This is a genomic window from Acinetobacter gyllenbergii CIP 110306 = MTCC 11365 (assembly GCF_000413855.1).
GTDB classification, from domain to species: Bacteria; Pseudomonadota; Gammaproteobacteria; order Pseudomonadales; family Moraxellaceae; genus Acinetobacter; species Acinetobacter gyllenbergii.
Genome location: NZ_ATGG01000025.1, coordinates 100,698 through 121,717, shown reverse-complemented (window position 1 = coordinate 121,717; position 21,020 = coordinate 100,698). Strand labels below are relative to the sequence as shown.

The following is a 21,020-nucleotide window of genomic DNA, read 5'->3' as shown; positions in this document are numbered from 1 at the left end:
CGTGAAGACGTACAACGTGGTCAAGTACTTGCTAAACCAGGTACAATCAAGCCGCACACTAAATTCGACGCAGAAGTATACGTACTTTCTAAAGAGGAAGGTGGTCGTCATACTCCATTCCTTAACGGTTACCGTCCACAGTTCTACTTCCGTACAACTGACGTAACTGGCGCGATCAAATTACAAGATGGCGTTGAAATGGTTATGCCTGGTGACAACGTTGAAATGTCAGTAGAGTTAATCCACCCGATCGCAATGGACCCAGGTCTACGTTTTGCGATCCGTGAAGGTGGTCGTACTGTAGGTGCTGGTGTTGTTGCTAAAGTAACTGCATAAGCCCAAGACTGTGTTACACTCAAATCGGAAGCTTCGGCTTTCGATTTGCATAATAGGCTAGTAGTTCAATTGGTAGAGCGTCGGTCTCCAAAACCGAATGTTGGGGGTTCGAGTCCCTCCTGGCCTGCCACTTTTTTTTTATAAAAAAGCTTAATTCTGGCTGAGTTGTCATATAATAAGTCGCGAATTCTACGACGAGTAAAAAAATGTCGAATGATAAATCGCGTGACGCATTAAGCGACGCGCCAATCCCTCAAAGAAATAATGCCGCTGAAGTTGTAAACTCTGGCTCTCCACTTGATATTGTCTTGTGGTTGATTGCTATCGTTTTATTGATCGGCGCCGCATTGGTAAATCAGCATTTACCGGCCTATTGGGCACCTGCAAATGATATTTGGGTGCGCGTTGGGGTAATTTTGGCTTGTGTCGTCGTCGCTTTAGGTTTATTATACGCCACCCATCAAGGCAAAGGCTTTGTGCGTTTGTTGCAAGATGCGCGAATTGAACTGCGTCGAGTGACCTGGCCAACAAAACAAGAGACGATCACGACATCGTGGCAAGTGCTTTTGGTTGTACTCATTGCATCATTGGTTTTATGGTGTTTTGACTACGGGTTAGGTTGGTTTATTAAGTTAATTATCGGGTAAGAGTGCGATGAAACGTTGGTATATTATTCATGCCTATTCAGGTTTTGAAAAACAAGTGATGCGTTCACTTAATGACCGAATCCAGCGCAGCACTGTTGCTGATAGTTTTGGTGAAGTCCTCGTCCCTACTGAAGAAGTAGTGGAAATGAAGGATGGTAAGAAACGTAAGTCTGAACGTAAATTCTTTCCTGGCTATGTATTAGTCGAAATGGAAATGAATGATGATACTTGGCACATTGTTAAAGAGTGTCCAAAGGTTCTTGGTTTTATTGGTGGTACACCAGAAAAACCAGCGCCAATCTCACAACGTGAAGCTGATGCGATTCTTGCGCGTGTACGTAATACAGGTGAAGCACCGCGTCCTAAGACGATGTTTGAACCTGGTGAAGAATTGCTCGTTATTGATGGTCCGTTCACTGACTTTAAAGGGGTCGTGGAGGAAGTTCAATACGATAAGTCACGTTTAACGTTGACGATTAATGTATTTAATCGACCAACTCAGGTTGAACTCGAGTTTCGCCAAGTCGAAAAAACGATTTAATCTGCGTAGGTTGATAAGCGCCCGATCTGATCGGGCATTGTTGTTCTAACACTTCGGTGTTGTTTAATTTTTTGGGGAGCCTAACGGCGTCTGTACCCAGAGGTAATTTTCAATGGCTAAGAAGATTGACGGCTATATCAAGCTGCAAGTTCCAGCTGGTAAAGCAAATCCATCTCCACCAATTGGTCCTGCTTTAGGTCAACGTGGTGTAAACATCATGGCATTCTGTAAAGAATTCAATGCTGCTACACAAAAACTTGAAGTTGGTTTGCCAATTCCTGTCGTGATCACTGTGTACAACGATAAGTCGTTCACTTTCATCATGAAAACTCCACCTGCATCTATTCTTCTTAAGAAAGCTGCTGGTATTCAAAAGGGTTCTTCTGTACCTAACAAAACTAAAGTTGGTAAGTTGACTCGTGCTCAATTAGAAGAAATCGCGACTACTAAAGAACCAGACTTAACTGGTGCTGATTTAGACGCTCGTGTACGTACCATTGCTGGTTCTGCACGTTCTATGGGCTTGGAAGTGGAGCTATAAGACATGGCAAAGTTAACTAAACGTCAAAAAGCCATTGCTGCTGCTGTAGAAGCAAACAAAGTTTACACTTTGGAAGAAGCAGTACAAGTTCTTAACAGCCTTCCAGCTGCGAAGTTCAAAGAATCTTTAGATATCGCTGTAAACCTTGGCGTAGATCCACGTAAATCTGATCAGGTTGTTCGTGGTGCTACAACTTTACCTGCAGGTACTGGTAAAACTGTACGTGTTGCAGTATTTGCTCAAGGTGCTGCTGCAGAAGCTGCGAAAGCTGCTGGTGCTGATATCGTTGGTTTTGATGACCTTGCTGAAAGCATTCAAGGTGGAAACCTTGATTTCGACGTAGTGATTGCTGCTCCTGATGCAATGCGCGTTGTTGGTAAGTTAGGTACGATTCTTGGTCCACGTGGCTTAATGCCAAACCCTAAAGTGGGTACAGTAACTCCTGATGTTGCTAACGCGGTTAAGAATGCTAAATCTGGTCAAGCACGTTACCGTGTAGACAAAGCGGGTATCATCCACGCTGCGATCGGCCAACTTGGCTTTAGCGAAGAAGCTGTACGTCAAAACGTTGAAACTTTAATTGCAGACTTGAAAAAGTTAAAGCCTGCAACTTCTAAAGGTGTATACGTTAAAAAGATCACTTTGAGCTCAACTATGGGTCCTGGTTTGATCGTTGACGTAAGCAACGTTTCTAAGTAATTTGCAAGAATTTTAAAGCCCTGAAAAGCTCCCTCTCTTTATAGGAGAGGGTTGGGGAGAGGTTTTATACCCTCATCCCTACCTTCTCCCTGAGGGAGAAGGGGTTTTTAGGCAAACTTTGAATTGATAAATGAATATTTATCAGCGTCAAAGACCTCAGGCGAGAAATATTTTCGAATATTTTTCTTAATCATCCAGTCTGAGTAGACGCGGTGGTGTGATTTATTCCTCCTCCGCGTGTAAGCCTGAAAGGGTTTACGAATTGGGAGTGCATCCATCTGGGTGCATAAATCACCGTTAGGAGGTTTTACAATGGCTCTTCTTATCGAAGACAAAAAACAGATTGTTGCTGAAGTAAGCGAAGTTGCTTCTAAAGCATTTTCTGTTGTTGTGGCTAACTATCAAGGTTCAAGCGTAGAGCAATTAACACAACTTCGTGTTGAAGCTCGTAAGCTAGGTGTTACAACACGTATCGTGCGTAATACTTTAGCTAAGCGTTCATTTGAAGGTACTCAATTTGATATCTTGAATGACGACCTTGTTGGCCCAACCATTCTCGGTTTCTCAACTTCTGAAGATGACATGGGTGCAGCTGCACGCTTGTTCGAAGAATTTGCGAAAGCTAACAAAGCTTTTGAATTAAAAGCTGCTGCATTTGATGGCAAAGTTTATCAAGGTGCTGAAGTTAGTGTAATTGCAAATCTTCCGAACCAAGAAAAAGCGCTTACGATGCTTGCCTCTGTCCTTCAAGCTCCTATTTCGAAATTGGGTCGCCTTATTACGGCACTCAAAGAGAAAAACGAGTCAGAAGCGGCTTAATCCTACTTTCACACCATTCAATATCCATTTGGAGTTATTCTCATGGCTTTAACAAACGAAGAAATCTTAAACGCAGTTGCTGAAAAAACTGTTCTTGAACTTGTTGAATTAATCTCTGCTTTCGAAGAGAAATTTAACGTATCTGCTGCTGCTGTTGCTGTTGCTGCTGCTCCAGGTGCTGCTGCTGCTGAAGAACAAACTGAATTCAACGTAGAGTTGACTTCTTTCGGTGCTAACAAAGTTGCTGTAATTAAAGCAGTTCGTGAAGCTACTGGCCTTGGTCTTAAAGAAGCTAAAGATCTTGTTGAAGGCGCTCCTGCAGTTCTTAAAGAAGGCGTTTCTAAAGAAGAAGGCGAAGAACTTAAGAAGAAGCTTGAAGAAGCTGGTGCTACAGTTACACTTAAGTAATTCTGTAGGGAGTCGATTTTTTCAAAATCGGCTCCAAAAAATGGCTGATGGCTCTTGGGTCATCAGCCTTTTTGCGTTACAATAATCGGCTCGTTTTTTGTTAGTTTCGTGTGTGAAATGCGCGTTATTTAAACAAACAACACAAAATCAAACGCTTACCAATATTTTTTTGCTTATAAAAATATTGTTAAGCGTTTTAATACCACTAAAAATTGCAGCATTTGTAAACAGTGGTGGCCATATCGGCCTGCGTCATTCCTTCTAGACCCGTTCTGCAGGCGGGTTTAGTTTACTTTCCGAGGACTCCAGATGGCATACTCATATACCGAAAAGAAACGGATCCGTAAGAATTTTGGTAAATTGCCCCACGTAATGGAAGCACCGTACTTACTTTCGATTCAGGTCGATTCGTACCGTACATTCTTACAAGGCGGTAAAACTCCAAAAAATCGCGAAGATATCGGTCTCCAAGCCGCATTTCGTTCAGTTTTTCCTATTGAAAGTTATTCTGGCAATGCTGCTTTAGAATTTGTTGAGTATAGCCTTGGTAAGCCTGAGTTCGACGTACGTGAATGTATTTTACGTGGTTCAACTTATGCAGCACCAATGCGCGTAAAAATTCGTTTGATCATCAAAGATCGTGAAACGAAATCAATTAAAGACGTTCGTGAACAAGAAGTCTACATGGGTGAAATGCCACTCATGACCGATAACGGTACTTTCGTTATTAACGGTACTGAGCGTGTAATCGTATCTCAATTACACCGTTCACCAGGCGTATTCTTTGACCATGACAAGGGTAAAACCCACTCAAGCGGTAAAGTGTTGTATTCAGCACGTATTATCCCTTACCGTGGTTCATGGTTAGATTTTGAATTTGATGCCAAAGATTTAGTCTTTGTACGTATTGACCGTCGTCGTAAGTTGCTTGCAACGGTAGTTCTACGTGCCTTGAATTACAGCAATGAACAAATCTTGAATTTGTTCTACGAAAAAGTACCTGTATATCTTGATATGGGTAGCTATCAGATTGACCTCGTTCCAGACCGCTTACGTGGTGAAATGGCGCAATTTGATATCTTGGACAACGATGGTAAAGCGATCGTTGAACAAGGTAAACGTATTAATGCACGTCACGTACGTCAAATGGAAGCTGCGAACTTAGCGAAGCTTTCTGTACCTGATGAATATTTATATGAGCGTATTACAGCTGAAGATATCACTCTGAAAAGCGGTGATGTGATTCCTGCAAATACCGTGCTTAGCCATGAAACTTTGGTGAAGTTGGCAGAAGGTGGTGTTAAACAATTTAACATCCTATTCACTAACGACATTGATCGTGGTTCTTTCGTTGCAGATACATTACGTGCAGATACAACTACAGGCCGTGAAGAAGCGCTTGTTGAAATCTATAAAGTAATGCGTCCAGGCGAGCCGCCAACAAAAGAAGCTGCTGAAAACTTATTCAACAACTTGTTCTTCTCTTCTGAGCGCTATGACCTTTCTCCAGTAGGTCGTATGAAGTTCAACCGTCGTTTGGGTCGTCCTTACGAAGTGGGTACGGATCAGAAGTCACGCGAAGTTGAAGGTATTTTGTCGCACGAAGATATCATCGATGTACTGCGTACATTGGTTGAAATCCGTAACGGTAAAGGTGAAGTCGACGATATCGATCACTTGGGTAACCGTCGTGTACGTTCTGTTGGTGAAATGACTGAAAACCAATTCCGTGTTGGTTTAGTTCGTGTTGAACGTGCTGTTAAAGAGCGTTTAAGCCAAGCAGAAACTGATAACTTGTCTCCACAAGATTTAATCAACGCAAAACCAGTTGCTGCTGCAATCAAAGAATTCTTTGGTTCAAGCCAGTTGTCTCAGTTCATGGACCAAAACAATCCATTGTCTGAGATTACACACAAACGTCGTGTATCTGCGCTTGGTCCTGGTGGTTTGACACGTGAACGCGCAGGCTTCGAAGTACGTGACGTACATCAAACTCACTATGGTCGTGTTTGTCCAATTGAAACGCCTGAAGGTCCAAACATTGGTTTGATCAACTCGCTTTCTGTTTATGCAAAAGCGAATGACTTCGGTTTCTTGGAAACACCATACCGTAAAGTTGTTGATGGTCGTGTAACTGATGAAGTTGAATACTTATCTGCAATTGAAGAAGTAGGTACTGTCATTGCACAGGCCGATTCTGCAGTGGATAAAGATGGTACGTTAACTGAAGAAATGGTTTCTGTACGTCATCAAGGTGACTTCGTTCGTATGTCGCCTGAGCGCGTAACCCATATGGACGTTTCTGCGCAACAGGTTGTATCTGTCGCAGCGTCATTGATTCCATTCCTTGAACACGATGATGCGAACCGTGCATTGATGGGTTCAAACATGCAACGTCAGGCTGTTCCTACCTTACGTGCTGACAAGCCGCTTGTTGGTACGGGTATGGAAGCAAACGTAGCACGTGACTCAGGTGTATGTGTGATCGCTGACCGTGGTGGTGCGATTGAATATGTAGATGCATCTCGTATCGTGATTCGTGTCAACGAAGATGAAATGATTGCGGGTGAAGCAGGTGTAGATATCTATAACCTGATCAAATATACACGTTCAAACCAAAATACATGTATTAACCAAAATGTCATCGTGAACTTGGGCGACAAAGTTGCTCGTGGTGATATCTTGGCTGATGGTCCATCGACTGACATGGGTGAACTTGCGCTAGGTCAAAACATGCGCGTCGCGTTCATGACATGGAACGGTTATAACTACGAAGACTCGATCTTACTTTCTGAGCGTGTTCTTCAAGAAGACCGTTTAACGTCGATTCACATTCAAGAATTGTCATGTGTAGCGCGTGATACCAAGTTAGGTGCAGAAGAAATTACTGCCGATATTCCTAACGTAGGTGAAGCTGCACTGTCTAAATTGGATGAGTCAGGTATTGTTTATATCGGTGCTGAAGTGACTGCAGGTGACATCCTTGTTGGTAAGGTAACGCCTAAAGGTGAAACTCAGTTAACGCCTGAAGAAAAATTACTTCGCGCAATCTTTGGTGAAAAAGCGGCTGACGTAAAAGACTCGTCTTTACGTGTTCCGTCTGGTACTAAAGGTACGGTGATTGACGTTCAAGTCTTCACTCGTGATGGTTTGGAAAAAGATGAACGTGCTCAAGCAATTGAGAAAGCTCAGCTGGATGCATACCGTAAAGACTTGAAAGAAGAATACAAAATCTTCGAAGAAGCAGCACGTGAACGTATTGTTCGTTTGTTGAAAGGTCAAGAGTCTAACGGTGGTGGTTCAACCAAACGTGGTGATAAGCTTTCTGAAGACGTATTGTCCGGTTTAGAGCTGGTTGATTTACTAGAAATCCAACCGACTGATGAAGCAATCGCAGAGCGTTTAACTCAAATTCAAGTATTCTTGAAAGAGAAGAGCTACGAGATTGACGAGAAGTTTGCTGAGAAGAAACGCAAACTTTCTACAGGTGATGAATTAACAACGGGCGTATTGAAAGTTGTTAAGGTTTACCTTGCTGTTAAACGTCGTATCCAGCCTGGTGATAAGATGGCGGGTCGTCACGGTAACAAGGGTGTTGTATCTAACATCTTACCAGTTGAAGACATGCCGCATGATGCCAATGGTGTACCAGTCGACATCGTATTGAACCCATTGGGTGTACCGTCACGTATGAACGTGGGTCAGATTCTTGAGACTCACTTGGGTATGGCGGCCAAAGGTCTGGGTGACAAACTCGAAAAAATGTTGAAAGAACAGCGTACAGTGTTAGAACTACGTGACTTCTTAGACAAGATTTATAACAAGGTTGGTGGTGAGCAGGAAGAGCTTGATAGCTTGACTGACGCAGAAATCTTGGCACTTTCAGGCAACTTACGTGCTGGTGTTCCATTGGCAACACCTGTATTTGATGGCGCTGAAGAAAGCCAGATCAAAGACTTGCTTGAACTTGCTGACATCTCACGTACGGGTCAAACAGTATTGTTTGACGGACGTACAGGTGAACAGTTTGACCGTCCTGTAACTGTAGGTTACATGTACATGCTCAAATTGAACCACTTGGTTGATGACAAGATGCATGCGCGTTCAACGGGTTCTTACTCACTTGTGACTCAACAGCCGCTTGGTGGTAAAGCACAATTCGGTGGTCAGCGTTTCGGTGAGATGGAAGTATGGGCACTTGAAGCATACGGTGCAGCATATACTCTCCAAGAAATGCTTACTGTGAAGTCGGATGACGTCGAAGGCCGTACACGCATCTATAAGAACATTGTAGATGGTAACCATTATATGGATCCGGGTATGCCTGAATCGTTCAACGTATTGACCAAAGAGATCCGTTCTTTAGGTATCAACATTGAACTGAAAAATGGTGACTAAAAAATCTCCTCCAACCCCTCTTTGAGAAAGAGGGGGGAGGTCCCCCTTGAAAGGGGGATTCGAGATTCCCAAATTTCAGTAAAAACAATATTTGTGACCCAGTCGGGTGAGCTTAGCTCCTCGACACACGGAGAAAAAAATTGAAAGACTTGCTCGATATCATGCGTAAGAAAACGGATTCAGAAGGTCATGCACCTATTGAATTTGACCGTATCCGTATTGGTCTTGCGTCACCAGAGATGATTAAGTCATGGTCTCACGGTGAAGTTAAAAAGCCTGAAACCATTAACTACCGTACTTTTAAACCTGAACGTGACGGTTTGTTCTGTGCCAAAATCTTTGGTCCAGTAAAAGATTACGAATGCTTGTGTGGTAAATACAAGCGTATGAAATACAAAGGCGTCATTTGTGAAAAATGTGGCGTTGAAGTAACAACTGCGAAAGTTCGTCGTGAACGTATGGGTCACATCGAGCTTGCGTCTCCAGTTGCACACATCTGGTTCTTGAAATCATTACCGAGCCGTATCGGTTTACTTCTTGATATGACATTACGTGATATCGAGCGCGTATTGTATTTCGAATCTTATGTTGTTACTGATCCTGGTATGACTCCGTTTGAAAAGTATCAGCTTTTAACAGACGAAGAATACTACAATGCACTTGAAGAACACGGTGATGAATTCACTGCGAAAATGGGTGCAGAAGCTGTTCAGGATTTATTAAAAGATATCGATCTTGAAGCCGAGATTGCACGTTTACGTGAAGAAATTCCACAAACAACCTCTGAGACGAAACTTAAAAAAGCGTCTAAGCGTTTGAAATTGATGGAAGCTTTCAAAGATTCGAACAACAAGCCTGAATGGATGGTGATGAATGTACTGCCAGTACTTCCACCAGACTTACGTCCGCTTGTACCACTTGAAGGTGGTCGTTTCGCGACTTCAGACTTGAACGATTTATATCGTCGTGTGATCAACCGTAACAACCGTTTGAAGCGTCTTCTTGACCTTGCTGCGCCAGACATCATCGTACGTAACGAAAAACGTATGTTACAAGAGTCTGTTGATGCGTTGCTTGATAACGGTCGTCGTGGTCGTGCGATTACAGGTTCGAACAAACGTCCATTGAAATCTTTGGCAGATATGATCAAAGGTAAACAAGGTCGTTTCCGTCAAAACTTGCTCGGTAAGCGTGTTGACTATTCTGGTCGTTCGGTTATTACCGTTGGTCCTACTTTACGTCTTCACCAATGTGGTCTTCCGAAGAAAATGGCACTTGAATTGTTCAAGCCATTCATTTTCGCGAAACTACAAGCCTCTGGCCAAGCAACAACCATTAAAGCTGCGAAGAAAATGGTTGAGCGCGAGACGCCGGAAGTTTGGGACGTTCTTGCTTCTGTGATTCGTCAACATCCAGTGATGTTGAACCGTGCGCCAACACTTCACCGTCTAGGTCTTCAAGCATTTGAACCTATTCTGATCGAAGGTAAGGCGATCCGTCTTCACCCACTCGTCTGTGCTGCGTTTAACGCCGACTTCGATGGTGACCAAATGGCGGTACACGTTCCATTGACATTGGAAGCACAGCTTGAAGCGCGTGCGTTGATGATGTCGACCAACAACATCTTGTCACCTGCAAACGGTGAGCCAATCATCGTTCCTTCTCAGGACGTGGTCTTGGGTCTTTACTACATCACGCGTGATGCGGTAAATGCCAAAGGTGAAGGCATGGTGTTTGCAGATACTCACGAAGTTAACCGTGCTTTAGCAACGGGTAAAGTTGCAATTCATGCACGCGTGAAAGTACGTGTACACCAAACAGTGATTGATGAAAATGGTCAACGCGAAAAGCAAACCATTATTGTTGATACAACACCAGGTCGCTGCTTGTTGTGGGAAGTTGTTCCACAAGGTTTAAGCTTTGAATCGATCAACCTTGAGATGACCAAGAAAAACATTTCGAAGTTAATCAACTCTTGCTACCGTAAACTTGGTTTGAAAGATACGGTTATCTTCGCTGACCAATTGATGTATTTGGGCTTCCGTCAAGCGACGCGTTCAGGTGTATCTGTTGGTATGGAAGACATGTTGATTCCACCAACCAAGCATACGATTATCGATAAAGCTGAAACCGAAGTTCGTGAAATCGAACAACAGTTTGAGCAAGGTTTCGTAACTGCGGGCGAACGTTATAACAAAGTTGTCGATATTTGGGCGCGTACCAACGACCAAGTTGCGAAAGCGATGATGGACAACTTGTCTTATACCCTTGTGAAAAACAAACAAGGTGAAGACGAGAAGCAGAAATCATTCAACTCGATTTACATGATGTCTGACTCGGGTGCCCGTGGTAGTGCGGCGCAGATTCGTCAGCTTGCGGGTATGCGTGGTTTGATGGCGAAGCCGGATGGCTCGATCATTGAGACCCCAATTAAAGCGAACTTCCGTGAAGGTTTGACGGTACTTCAGTACTTCATCTCGACACACGGTGCGCGTAAAGGTTTGGCCGATACCGCATTGAAAACTGCGAACTCGGGTTACTTAACACGTCGTCTTGTAGACGTAGCACAAGATTTAGTGATTACTGAGTCTGACTGTGGTACAGCTGGCGGCTTGGTGATGACTCCATTCATTCAAGGTGGTGACGTAATCGAACCATTACGCGATCGCGTATTGGGTCGTGTAACTGCTGAAGACGTACGTCGTGCATCTGATGATGAAGTGGTTCTTCCACGTGGTACCTTAATTGACGAGAAAATTGCTGCTCAGCTTGAAGAAGCGGGTGTCGATGAAGTTAAAGTCCGTTCAGTTATCGCATGTGAATCTGCATTCGGCGTTTGTGCGAAATGTTACGGTCGTGACCTTGCACGTGGTCACTTGGTGAACCCAGGTGAATCTGTTGGTGTAATGGCTGCACAGTCAATTGGTGAACCGGGTACACAGTTAACAATGCGTACCTTCCACGTCGGTGGTGCTGCGAGCCGAACGTCTGCTGCAAACAGTGTTCAAGTCCGTAACAAAGGTACTGTACGTTTCCACAACGTGAAAACTGTACAACATGCTAAAGGTCACTTGGTTTCTGTTTCACGTTCAGGTGAAATTGGTATTGCGGATGACTTAGGTCGTGAGCGTGAGCGTTATAAACTTCCTTATGGTGCAAGCATCTTGTTGAAAGATGGTGAAGCTGTAGAAGCTGGCGGTATCGTAGCGACTTGGGATCCACATACACATCCATTGGTTACAGAAGTTGCTGGTAAAGCGCGTTTCAGTCAGATCGCTGATGGCGTAACTGCAACATCAAAAACTGATGATGCAACAGGTATGACCACTGTTGAAATCTTGCCTGTAACAGCGCGTCCTGCTTCTGGTAAAGATTTACGTCCTGCAATCGTGTTGGATACAACCGATGGCGGCGAACAGTTCTACTTCTTGCCACAAAACACAATTGTGACTGTCCGTGATGGCGAAACGATTGGTGTGGGTGACGTCATTGGTCGTGTACCACAAGAAACTTCACGTACTCGTGATATTACCGGTGGTCTTCCGCGTGTAGCTGACTTGTTCGAAGCACGTAAGCCGAAAGAACATGCGATTCTTGCAGAAGTATCAGGTGTTGTTAGCTTTGGTAAAGAGACCAAAGGTAAGAACCGTTTAGTAATCAGTCCAGATGACGGTTCTGAGATTTACGAAGAATTGATTCCAAAATGGCGTCAAATCAACGTGTTCGAAGGTGAGCATGTGAACCGTGGCGAGACGATTTCTGATGGTCCACAAAACCCACATGACATCTTGCGTTTGAAAGGTGAAGTTGCGTTAACTAACTATATCGTGAACGAAGTTCAAGACGTTTACCGTCTCCAAGGTGTAAAAATCAACGATAAGCACATTGAAGTTGTTGTACGTCAAATGTTGCGTAAAGTTGATATCACCGATGGCGGTGACACAAGCTTCATCAAAGGTGAGCAAGTGGATTACATCCGCGTTGTTCAAGAGAACCAAGCTGTCTTGGCTCAGAACAAGTTCCCTGCGAAGTTTGAACGTCAATTGATGGGTATTACCAAAGCATCGCTTTCTACTGACTCGTTCATCTCTGCGGCATCGTTCCAGGAAACCACACGTGTGTTAACTGAAGCGGCTGTAACAGGTAAAGAAGATGATTTACGTGGCTTGAAAGAAAACGTTGTTGTGGGTCGCTTGATCCCAGCCGGTACAGGTCTTGCTTACCACTTGGAGCGTCGTCGCCAAGAAGCAGAAGCTGCTGAATTTGAACTTCATAACGATTTCAGTGAAGTTGACCAAGCATTTAGTCAAGCGTTGAACTCAGACCAGTTCTAAGTTCTAGCGAATAGAAAAGGCACCTTCGGGTGCCTTTTTTTGTGGAAAAATGAAGCAGTTGTTACAAAAACACATTAGAGCTTCAGTATTTGATTACTTAATCAAAGTAAACAGTTCATTAAACAATACTATCCTATGCACATCTGAGGAGAGGAAGAGTTCTAATGAAAAAAATGATGATGGTTGCAGGTGTTGCTTTAATGTCTAGCACGCTATTTGTTGGTTGCCAAAATGCGAGTCCTGAAAGTAAGCGTATTGGTGCTGCTGCGATTGGTGGTGGTGCAGGTGGTGCTGTCGGTAAGCATGTCGGCGGTAATTTAGGCGCAGGTCTAGGTGCTGCACTTGGTGCTGGTGTTGCTGCGAATGCCAAAGGCTCGAATAGTAAAAATACCAGAAACAGTGCCATCGGTGCTGGTTTAGGTGCCGTGATTGGTGGTGCCGTATTGGGTGGAGACTCAGGTGCTGCAGTGGGTGGTGCGCTGGGTGGTAGTGCTGGTTCTGCTTATGGCGAGAAAAAAGGCAAGTACTAAGCTGTTTATGAGTTTGATTCAAAACTAAAGTCAGGGACGCTATCTGATGATTAGTATCTGTATCATCTCATTATATAAATGGGCTTTTCTCAGTAAAAAATACCGCTGAGAAAAGCTTTATTGCTAAACTTATAAATGACGATTTTTATTCAGCTAAAGTTGGTTCTGGTATCGCCGTAGTCGCAGGGAGTAGCTTAGGATTTTTTGGATAACGTTTACATCCACCCGATAATCCCCATTTACTTACGATATTCCGCTCTATTAAAAACTTTTGTACACAATAATTGGTATAGAAGCTGTAAGTGCCGCCTTTCCTATACGTATCCCATGAGGATTCATAGACGATAAGATGAGACCCATTCGATAATTTGGATTGATTAGAGGGTGGTCCCCATGAGGTAATCAGCTCATCAGATGATGCACCTACCCATGATTGCATGCGATCTCGCATTGTTTCATTACGTTGATTTGTTATAAGGTTTCCAACTGGAGAACCGGCACAGCCCGACAGAAATGAGATAAATACAAAAAGAAAAACTATCTTTTTCATAAATTATCCTTGGTTTATCGTGACTAAAAATATTAACAGACTGCTTATGAGAAAAATAAACAAAGAAATCATGAAGATTTATCTAAATGGGAAATTCTAGAATTCCTTATTATTTTTTTTATGTTGTTACCCCAAAAAAATACCCTTTACAAAATATCAATCGATTAGGACATTGTGATAACACAATGTGATCAAATTCCGCATAAAAGAAGACTATGCTTTTGTTAGAACATAAGAGTAGTGAGTATAGTCATGAAAAAAACAATCGGTTTAGTTTCCACTTTGCTGTTATCGGCGGTGATGTTTACGGGCTGTCAAAATATGAGTGCATCTGATCAACGTATCGGTGCCGCAGCACTGGGTGGTGCTGTGGGCGGTGGCGTTGGTAACCATGTCGGTGGTGGCCTCGGTGCTGGTGTTGGTGCAGCAGCAGGTGCTGGTGTCGGTGCGAATGCTAAAGGTGGAAATAGTAGTTCAACCACAAGCAGCGCAGTGGGTGCAGGTATTGGCTCAGTTGTCGGGAAAGCCATCTTTGGTGGTGACTCAGGCGCTGCAATCGGTGGTGCAATTGGCGGCGGTGCTGGTGCAGCCATTCAAGAGAAGAAACGATAATTTCTTCAGATCTGATTCAAGAATGCCTGTAATTGATTGCAGGCATTTTTATTGAAATAAGTTTTTAAGAACTGGCTTTAGGTTTTTTGCGACGGATATACAGTACCTTTTCAACTTCGGCGATGCGCGTTCCTGCATCATCCACAATATTCAAGCTGTAATGCCTTAAAACTGGTTCATGATTTTCTGCTAGTTTTTTAATTTCAGTGATTTCATCCGCATTCAGCCTGATCTCGGCATAAACGGTGTTACGACCAGGGGAAAGAAAGTTAATCGTGGCACTTTTGTCCCAAACAATATATTTATGCCCCAAATGATGGATCAAAATCAGCATATAAAAGGGATCAACCATTGAATATAGGCTACCGCCAAAATGCGTTCCCACCAAATTACGATTACGTCGAGTCAGGGGCATTTTGACACGAATGTAATAATCATCCAGATCGATGGTTTCAATTGCGATTCCTGCACCACGATAAGGGGAATAGTGATTCAGCATAAATTTGGAAATCGCAGGAATGGTGCGAATTTTTTTGAAAAAGTCTTTCATGGTCAATTTTTTTTCTTGCAACTCTATTCATACTTCATAAGTATCATTTTTATTGCATCGCTGGCAATGGCTGTTTTATGAACAGCCGATAGAAAACAAAATGGGAAAAAATTATGCAAGCACAAATCAAAACAGTCACAACATCGGATCAGCAAACACTGTGTGTCAAAACATGGGGAGATGAGCAAAAAACGCCTTTGGTTTTAGTCCATGGCTATCCAGATAATCAGGAAGTCTGGGAGCCGATCATTGAAAAACTGGTCAATGATTATTACGTGGTGACTTATGATGTGCGCGGAGCAGGACTTTCTTCGATTCCTAAGCGTATTAAGGATTACCGCTTGCCGCGTTTATCATTAGACTTGCAAGAAGTGGTGGATCAAGTTTTACCTAACCGTAATTTCCATATGGCAGCCCATGATTGGGGGTCTTTGCAGTCGTGGGAATCTGCAACTGAGCCTAAGTTAAAAGGCCGTTTATTGTCTTATACCACTATTTCAGGACCATGCTTAGACCATGCATCTTTGTATTTACGTGAAAAATTTAAATCGGCTCCAAGCAATGTATTGAAGATGCTGACCAAATCTTGGTATATCGGTGCATTTCATTTACCGCTTGTTGCACCAACGGTATGGACGTTCTTTAGTCCTGAAAAATGGGGCAAGATTTTAAGTGGTTTAGAGAAGAAGAAAGATTTGCCATTGAATGCCAATATTGTGGCAGATGGTAAATATGGGATTAACCTGTATCGTGCCAATTTTATTCCGTCATTGACTCAACCACGTCAACGTTATGCACAATGCCCTGTACAGGCAATTGTGTTAAAACGCGATGCTTTTGTCAGTCCAGAGTACATTACTGAATCGATGCCAAAATGGGTAGAAAAATTTGAATATGTTGAACTCGATGCCAACCATTGGGCGGTATTGAGTCAGCCAGAAAAAATTGCTGAACTGATCCGTCAGTTCGTACAACGTCAGGCTGCTTAAGGCTTTAGTGGATTTATTAAGCTAAAAATCACTTGAGATGCGGCACAATTCGGCGATATTTTCAGCTAGGTTTTAATGAATCTGCTAGAATGTCGCCTTTTTATTGCTCCTGAATTTATTCATGAATGCTGTCGTAATTGCGATTGCCGTGATGTTTATCCTATCACTGGCACGTGTTTCTGTTGTTCTCACTTTGGTGATTTCCGCCATTATTGGGGGCTTGGTCGCTGGTTTAAGTCTTTCTCAAACAGTAGAGGCATTTAATGCTGGCTTGGGGGATGGTGCTGAAGTGGCACTGGCCTATGCGGTATTAGGTGCTTTTGCATTAGCCTTGTCTAAGTCTGGTTTACCTGATTTGCTTGCACATAAACTGATTGGTTTGTTGGGGATGGAAGCCGGTAAAAATCAGCAAAAAAAGGTGAAATATCTGTTATTAACCATTTTACTGATTGCTGCCATTTTCTCTCAAAACCTGATTCCCGTGCATATTGCCTTTATTCCTGTTCTGGTTCCACCTTTATTGAAAGTCATGAACCATTTAAAGCTAGATCGACGTGCGGCAGCCTGTGTCATGACCCTCGGCTTGGTGGGAACCTATATTTTCCTGCCAGTTGGCTTTGGTGCGATCTTCCTTGAACAGATTTTGATGGGTAATATCAACAAAATTGGTGCAGCCTATGGTTTGCATGTGGAACGTGGCATGATGCCACTGGGCATGGCGATTCCTGTCTTGGGGATGGTGATTGGTACGTTGGTGGCCGTATTTATTAGCTATCGTAAGCCACGTATTTATGTAGATCGTTCGATTACGCCAGTCAAAACGATTGATCTGGACAAGCCACTGAAAGTCACTTCACAAGCAGAATATGACTTGAAAAGCGATGCTGAAGAACTGAAACAAGAAGCAGAGAATGTTCCGTATATCTCGAAGAAAACCATGTTTATGGCAGTACTTGCGATTGCATTAACCTTGGTAGCGCAGTTGTACTCGGGTTCAATGATTCTCGGTGGTTTGGTCGGTTTTGCGGTGTTATCTGCATCAGGGATCTTTAAATGGCAAGATGCCGATGATGTATTTGTACAAGGGATGCGCATGATGGCTCTGGTGGGCTTTATCATGATCTCTGCCGCAGGTTTTGCCTCAGTGATGACGCATACCGGTGATATTACCCATCTGGTCAATGGCGTGGTGCATATCATTGGCGATAACCATGCGCTTGCTGCATTTCTAATGTTATTTATCGGCTTATTTGTCACGATTGGGATTGGTTCATCATTCTCAAGTGTGCCTGTACTGGCGGTAATTTACGTCCCTTTATGCGTACAATTTGGTTTCTCTCCTTTAGCTACGATTGCACTCATCGGAACTGCGGCGGCGCTAGGGGATGCTGGTTCACCGGCTTCGGATTCTACCTTGGGACCTACGGCTGGTTTGGGGGTGGATGGTCAACATGATCACATTTGGGATACCGTTGTGCCGACCTTTATACATTTTAATATCCCGCTACTTATTTTTGGCTGGATTGCAGCGATGATTTTATAATAAAAATGGCTCATTAAGAGCCATTTTTTTTTGCTTATTTTTTTGGAGTTAAAATATAAAAAATATCATTAAATGACATTTTTTGTCTCTTTTTTAATCTAATTTTATAATATGGTTTTAATATTAAGTTTTATGTGATGATATTTTTAAATTCAGCTTAATTTAATTTTTTTAAAAACTTTAAGTGAATTTTAAATACATGTAATCCGATAAAAATACTAGGTTTTATAGTAATTTAAGTAGACTAAAATAGTCTGAATTTATAAATATTACATATTTTAACAATTATATATTATTAATATTCAAGGTATTACAAAATAGATTTAAAAGGTCGGAATTAATAAGTATTGCATAATGTAAAAACCCGTGTTTATTATGTTGAACAAGAACATAAATTGTTAAAGAGGTTGATTTAATGTTAAAGAAAGTATTGGTTGTTGCATTATTGGGGTTGTCTTCAACTGCATTTGCAGGGGGCTTTCAAGTTAAAGTGGGTGCGAGTGTCATTAATCCAACTGCAGATACAACGTTGGCTCCAGGAGCAACGGTCAAAGGCGATGATGAGTTTGCATTTACACCTTCTGTTGAATATTTCTTTGGTGAAACACCATTCTCAGCTGAAATTTTATTGGCGACACCAGTGAAACATGATGTGCTATTAAATGGTGAGTCAGTTGCGAGTGTTCGTCATTTGCCACCGACCATTACCGCGAAATATAACTTTAAAAATTCAACACGTTTTACCCCTTATATCGGTATCGGTGGTACTGCCTTCATTCCTTGGCATGAAAAAGGTGTAGCGAAAGATGTGAAAGAAGACTTTGGTTTTGCAGGTCAGTTGGGCTTTAACTTCCAGCCTGCGGATGCTAAAAACTGGGGTGTTTATGTTGATGTCCGTTATGCAGACATTAGCCCAGAAGTGACATTGGTGGATGGGACTAAATTCGATTTAGATCTCAATCCAGTGGTCTATACTTTAGGTTATAGCTACAAGTTCTAAGCCGAAGCTCTACTGAAAAAGCCTCACCCTGTGGGGCTTTTTTATTTTTGCAATTCCCATATAAAACAGATACAGCGGCTACACAGAGAGTTTTGTATGCTGAGACATCATCACGAATAAAAGTGAGCCATTGATAATGAAAAAATTAGTCGCCTTGATCCTCATAGCTGTGCCCGTGCTGTTTCTATCTCAAGTGCATGCAGCGAGTTACTCTTGTAAGGCAGCAAAATTAAAAGCGGAGCAACAGATTTGTAATGATCGTGGCTTAAATGATGCCGATGTTAAACTCGCGACCACCTATCAAATTATTTTGCGTGCTCTGCCGATGGGTGGCCGTGATGCAGAAAAGGACCAGCAGTTCCAGTGGTTGAAACAGCGTAATTCTTGTGGCGCCAATACCCCATGTCTTCGTCGTGCTTATGCACAGAGACAGCAACAGCTTGATCAACTTCTACAAACACGCGTCTTGAGTCAAGGACCGTTCTAATTGTGATTTTTGTGCGATTTTTAACTGAAAAATAAATCCCAAGGATTGAAAAATTCAAGATATGCACCATTCATAAATCATTCCAAAGAGATAAGCACAGATAAGGAGTGATTTATGAGTGAACAAGTGACCCAGAATTATAGTTTCCAAGCAGAAGTTGCTCAGTTATTACATTTAGTGACGCACTCGCTATATTCAAATCCTGAAATTTTCTTACGTGAATTGATTTCAAATGCATCGGACGCTTGCGATAAGCTACGTTTTGAAGGGATTAATCACCCTGAATATTATGAAAATGATCCAGATTTACGGGTTCGCGTCAGTTTAGATAAAGACCATAAAACCTTAACTATTTCAGACAACGGGATTGGTCTAAGCCAACAAGAAGCGATTGATAACTTAGGGACCATTGCAAAATCAGGTACCAAAGACTTTATGTCTAAACTGACAGGTGACCAAAAATCAGATGCCCAGTTGATTGGTCAGTTTGGTGTGGGTTTCTATTCAGGTTTTATTGTTGCTGACAAAATTACGGTGGAATCACGCCGTGCAGGTTTGGACGCAGCAGAGGGTGTACGCTGGATTAGTGGTGGAACAGGCGAGTTCGAAGTGCAAAGCATTGATAAAGCCACCCGTGGTACAGATATCATTTTGCATTTACGTGATGATGCACTGGATTATTTAGAGTCGTGGAAAGTTAAACAAATCATCAATAAGTATTCTGACCACATCAGCTTGCCAATCGAAATGCAAAAAGAAGTATGGCAAGAGGAGGAGGTCGCTGAAGGTGAAGAACCTAAAGGCGGTCAAATGGTCAAGACCGATGAGTGGGAAGCGATTAACTCTGCGAGTGCATTATGGACACGCAGCAAGAACGAAATCACCGATGAGCAATACATCGAATTCTATAAAAATCTGAGTCATGACTTTGCTGAGCCTTTGGCTTGGGCGCATAACCGCGTAGAAGGCAGCACAGAATATACGCAGTTACTGTATATCCCAAGTCAGGCCAAACAGGATCTGTTTACCCGTGAAGCGAAGGCGGGCATTAAGCTGTATGTAAAACGTGTATTTATCTTGGATGAAGCAGATAACCTAATTCCAAACTATTTACGTTTTGTTCAAGGCGTAGTAGACAGTGCTGATTTGCCGTTGAATGTTAGTCGTGAGTTACTCCAAGAAAGCCGTGATGTAAAAACTATTCGTGAAGGTAATGCACGCCGTGTATTGACTTTAATTGATGGCTTGGCCAAATCGGACGATGAGAAGGACCAAGAAAAATTCAAAACCTTCTATACTGAATTTGGTTCAGTCCTTAAAGAAGGATTAGGTGAAGACACAGGTAACCGTGAACGTATTCTCAAATTATTACGCTATGCGACTTCAAATAATGATGAGATCAGTACTTCTTTTGCGGACTATAAAGCACGCATGAAAGAAGGCCAGAAAGCCATTTATTATGTGACTGCAGATAGTTTAAGTGCTGCGAAAAACTCGCCACAACTTGAAGTATTCAAGAAAAAAGGCATTGAAGTCCTGCTCATGGCAGACCGTGTGGATGAGTGGGCCATGAACTTTGTATTTGAGTTCGATGGAACGCCGCTGCAGAATGTGTCTAAAGGTGCAGTTGACCTAGGTGATCTGCAAGATGCGGAAGAGAAAAAAGCTTTAGAACAGGCCGCAGAACAGTTTAAACCAGTGGTTGATCGTTTAAGCACATCGTTAAAAGATAAAACCAAAGAAGTGCGTGTGACGACACGCTTGGTGGATTCTCCTGCATGTTTAGTGACTAGTGAAGGGGAGCTTTCGCCACAACTGATTCGTATGTTGAAACAGGCAGGTCAGGCAGTACCTGAAATTAAGCCCACTTTGGAAATTAACCCAGAGCATCCTTTGGTGAAAAAATTAGAGAACTCAGCGCAGTTCGATGATTTGGCCAATGTGATCTTTGATCAAGCAGTGATTGCAGAAGGTGGCTTACCTGAAGATCCTGCGGCCTATGTAAAACGAATTAATAGTTTGTTATTGAAATAAGT

At 42.7% G+C, this 21,020-nt stretch carries 18 protein-coding genes and 1 tRNA gene; 17 read left to right on the top strand and 2 right to left on the bottom strand.

The window, feature by feature from the left end; translation table 11 throughout:
- The 11 genes from F957_RS05220 to F957_RS05270 form a co-directional block, all read left to right on the top strand.
- Positions 1-336: EF-Tu C-terminal domain-related protein (locus F957_RS05220; RefSeq protein WP_016660497.1), on the top strand; the 336-nt coding region annotated here is incomplete at its 5' end.
- A 54-nt stretch (positions 337-390) separates the two neighbouring features.
- A tRNA-Trp gene (locus F957_RS05225) sits at positions 391-466 on the top strand.
- 76 nt (positions 467-542) lie between these two features.
- Positions 543-983, top strand: a complete 441-nt coding sequence (gene secE / locus F957_RS05230; RefSeq protein WP_016542290.1) for a preprotein translocase subunit SecE — start codon at positions 543-545, stop codon at positions 981-983.
- Positions 984-990: 7 nt separating this feature from the next.
- Positions 991-1,524 carry a transcription termination/antitermination protein NusG gene (nusG, locus tag F957_RS05235; protein WP_004656291.1) on the top strand — a complete coding sequence of 178 codons (534 nt, stop codon included), beginning with the start codon at positions 991-993 and terminating at the stop codon, positions 1,522-1,524.
- Between the two features lie 112 nt (positions 1,525-1,636).
- Positions 1,637-2,065 (top strand): 50S ribosomal protein L11, encoded by a 429-nt coding sequence (gene rplK, locus F957_RS05240; protein WP_004637639.1) that lies wholly within the window; start codon positions 1,637-1,639, stop codon positions 2,063-2,065.
- A 3-nt stretch (positions 2,066-2,068) separates the two neighbouring features.
- Positions 2,069-2,764: a 50S ribosomal protein L1 gene (gene rplA, locus F957_RS05245; protein ID WP_004656290.1), complete on the top strand. Its 696-nt coding sequence runs from the start codon at positions 2,069-2,071 to the stop codon at positions 2,762-2,764.
- Between the two features lie 312 nt (positions 2,765-3,076).
- Positions 3,077-3,583, top strand: a complete 507-nt coding sequence (gene rplJ, locus F957_RS05250) for a 50S ribosomal protein L10 (protein ID WP_016542291.1) — start codon at positions 3,077-3,079, stop codon at positions 3,581-3,583.
- 42 nt (positions 3,584-3,625) lie between these two features.
- Positions 3,626-3,991 carry a 50S ribosomal protein L7/L12 gene (gene rplL / locus F957_RS05255; protein ID WP_016542292.1) on the top strand — a complete coding sequence of 122 codons (366 nt, stop codon included), beginning with the start codon at positions 3,626-3,628 and terminating at the stop codon, positions 3,989-3,991.
- 309 nt (positions 3,992-4,300) lie between these two features.
- Positions 4,301-8,389 carry a DNA-directed RNA polymerase subunit beta gene (rpoB, locus tag F957_RS05260; protein ID WP_016660496.1) on the top strand — a complete coding sequence of 1,363 codons (4,089 nt, stop codon included), beginning with the start codon at positions 4,301-4,303 and terminating at the stop codon, positions 8,387-8,389.
- 140 nt (positions 8,390-8,529) lie between these two features.
- Positions 8,530-12,723, top strand: a complete 4,194-nt coding sequence (gene rpoC, locus F957_RS05265) for a DNA-directed RNA polymerase subunit beta' (protein ID WP_016542294.1) — start codon at positions 8,530-8,532, stop codon at positions 12,721-12,723.
- Between the two features lie 164 nt (positions 12,724-12,887).
- Positions 12,888-13,253, top strand: coding sequence for a hypothetical protein (locus F957_RS05270; protein WP_016542295.1), 366 nt, complete (start codon positions 12,888-12,890; stop codon positions 13,251-13,253).
- A 145-nt stretch (positions 13,254-13,398) separates the two neighbouring features.
- On the opposite strand, the gene F957_RS05275 is transcribed toward F957_RS05270, so the two are convergent.
- Complete coding sequence (locus F957_RS05275) at positions 13,399-13,692, bottom strand: hypothetical protein (RefSeq protein WP_228129651.1); 294 nt, start codon at positions 13,690-13,692, stop codon at positions 13,399-13,401.
- 363 nt (positions 13,693-14,055) lie between these two features.
- On the opposite strand from F957_RS05275, the gene F957_RS05280 reads away from it, so the two are divergent.
- Positions 14,056-14,415, top strand: a complete 360-nt coding sequence (locus F957_RS05280) for a hypothetical protein (RefSeq protein WP_016542296.1) — start codon at positions 14,056-14,058, stop codon at positions 14,413-14,415.
- 64 nt (positions 14,416-14,479) lie between these two features.
- On the opposite strand, the gene F957_RS05285 is transcribed toward F957_RS05280, so the two are convergent.
- A complete protein-coding gene (locus F957_RS05285) occupies positions 14,480-14,965 on the bottom strand; it encodes a DUF4442 domain-containing protein (RefSeq protein ID WP_016660494.1) in 486 nt (161 codons plus the stop codon).
- Positions 14,966-15,078: 113 nt separating this feature from the next.
- On the opposite strand from F957_RS05285, the gene F957_RS05290 reads away from it, so the two are divergent.
- The 5 genes from F957_RS05290 (at position 15,079) to htpG (ending at position 21,018) form a co-directional block, all read left to right on the top strand.
- Positions 15,079-15,954 (top strand): alpha/beta fold hydrolase, encoded by an 876-nt coding sequence (locus F957_RS05290; RefSeq protein ID WP_016542298.1) that lies wholly within the window; start codon positions 15,079-15,081, stop codon positions 15,952-15,954.
- Between the two features lie 121 nt (positions 15,955-16,075).
- Entirely contained in the window at positions 16,076-17,497 is a 1,422-nt protein-coding gene (locus F957_RS05295) for a Na+/H+ antiporter family protein (RefSeq protein ID WP_016542299.1), read from the top strand.
- A gap of 415 nt (positions 17,498-17,912) precedes the next feature.
- Positions 17,913-18,497: an OmpW/AlkL family protein gene (locus tag F957_RS05300; protein WP_016542300.1), complete on the top strand. Its 585-nt coding sequence runs from the start codon at positions 17,913-17,915 to the stop codon at positions 18,495-18,497.
- A gap of 136 nt (positions 18,498-18,633) precedes the next feature.
- Positions 18,634-18,984: a lysozyme inhibitor LprI family protein gene (locus tag F957_RS05305; protein ID WP_016542301.1), complete on the top strand. Its 351-nt coding sequence runs from the start codon at positions 18,634-18,636 to the stop codon at positions 18,982-18,984.
- A gap of 114 nt (positions 18,985-19,098) precedes the next feature.
- A complete protein-coding gene (gene htpG, locus F957_RS05310) occupies positions 19,099-21,018 on the top strand; it encodes a molecular chaperone HtpG (protein ID WP_016542302.1) in 1,920 nt (639 codons plus the stop codon).
- Positions 21,019-21,020: the final 2 nt, after the last annotated feature.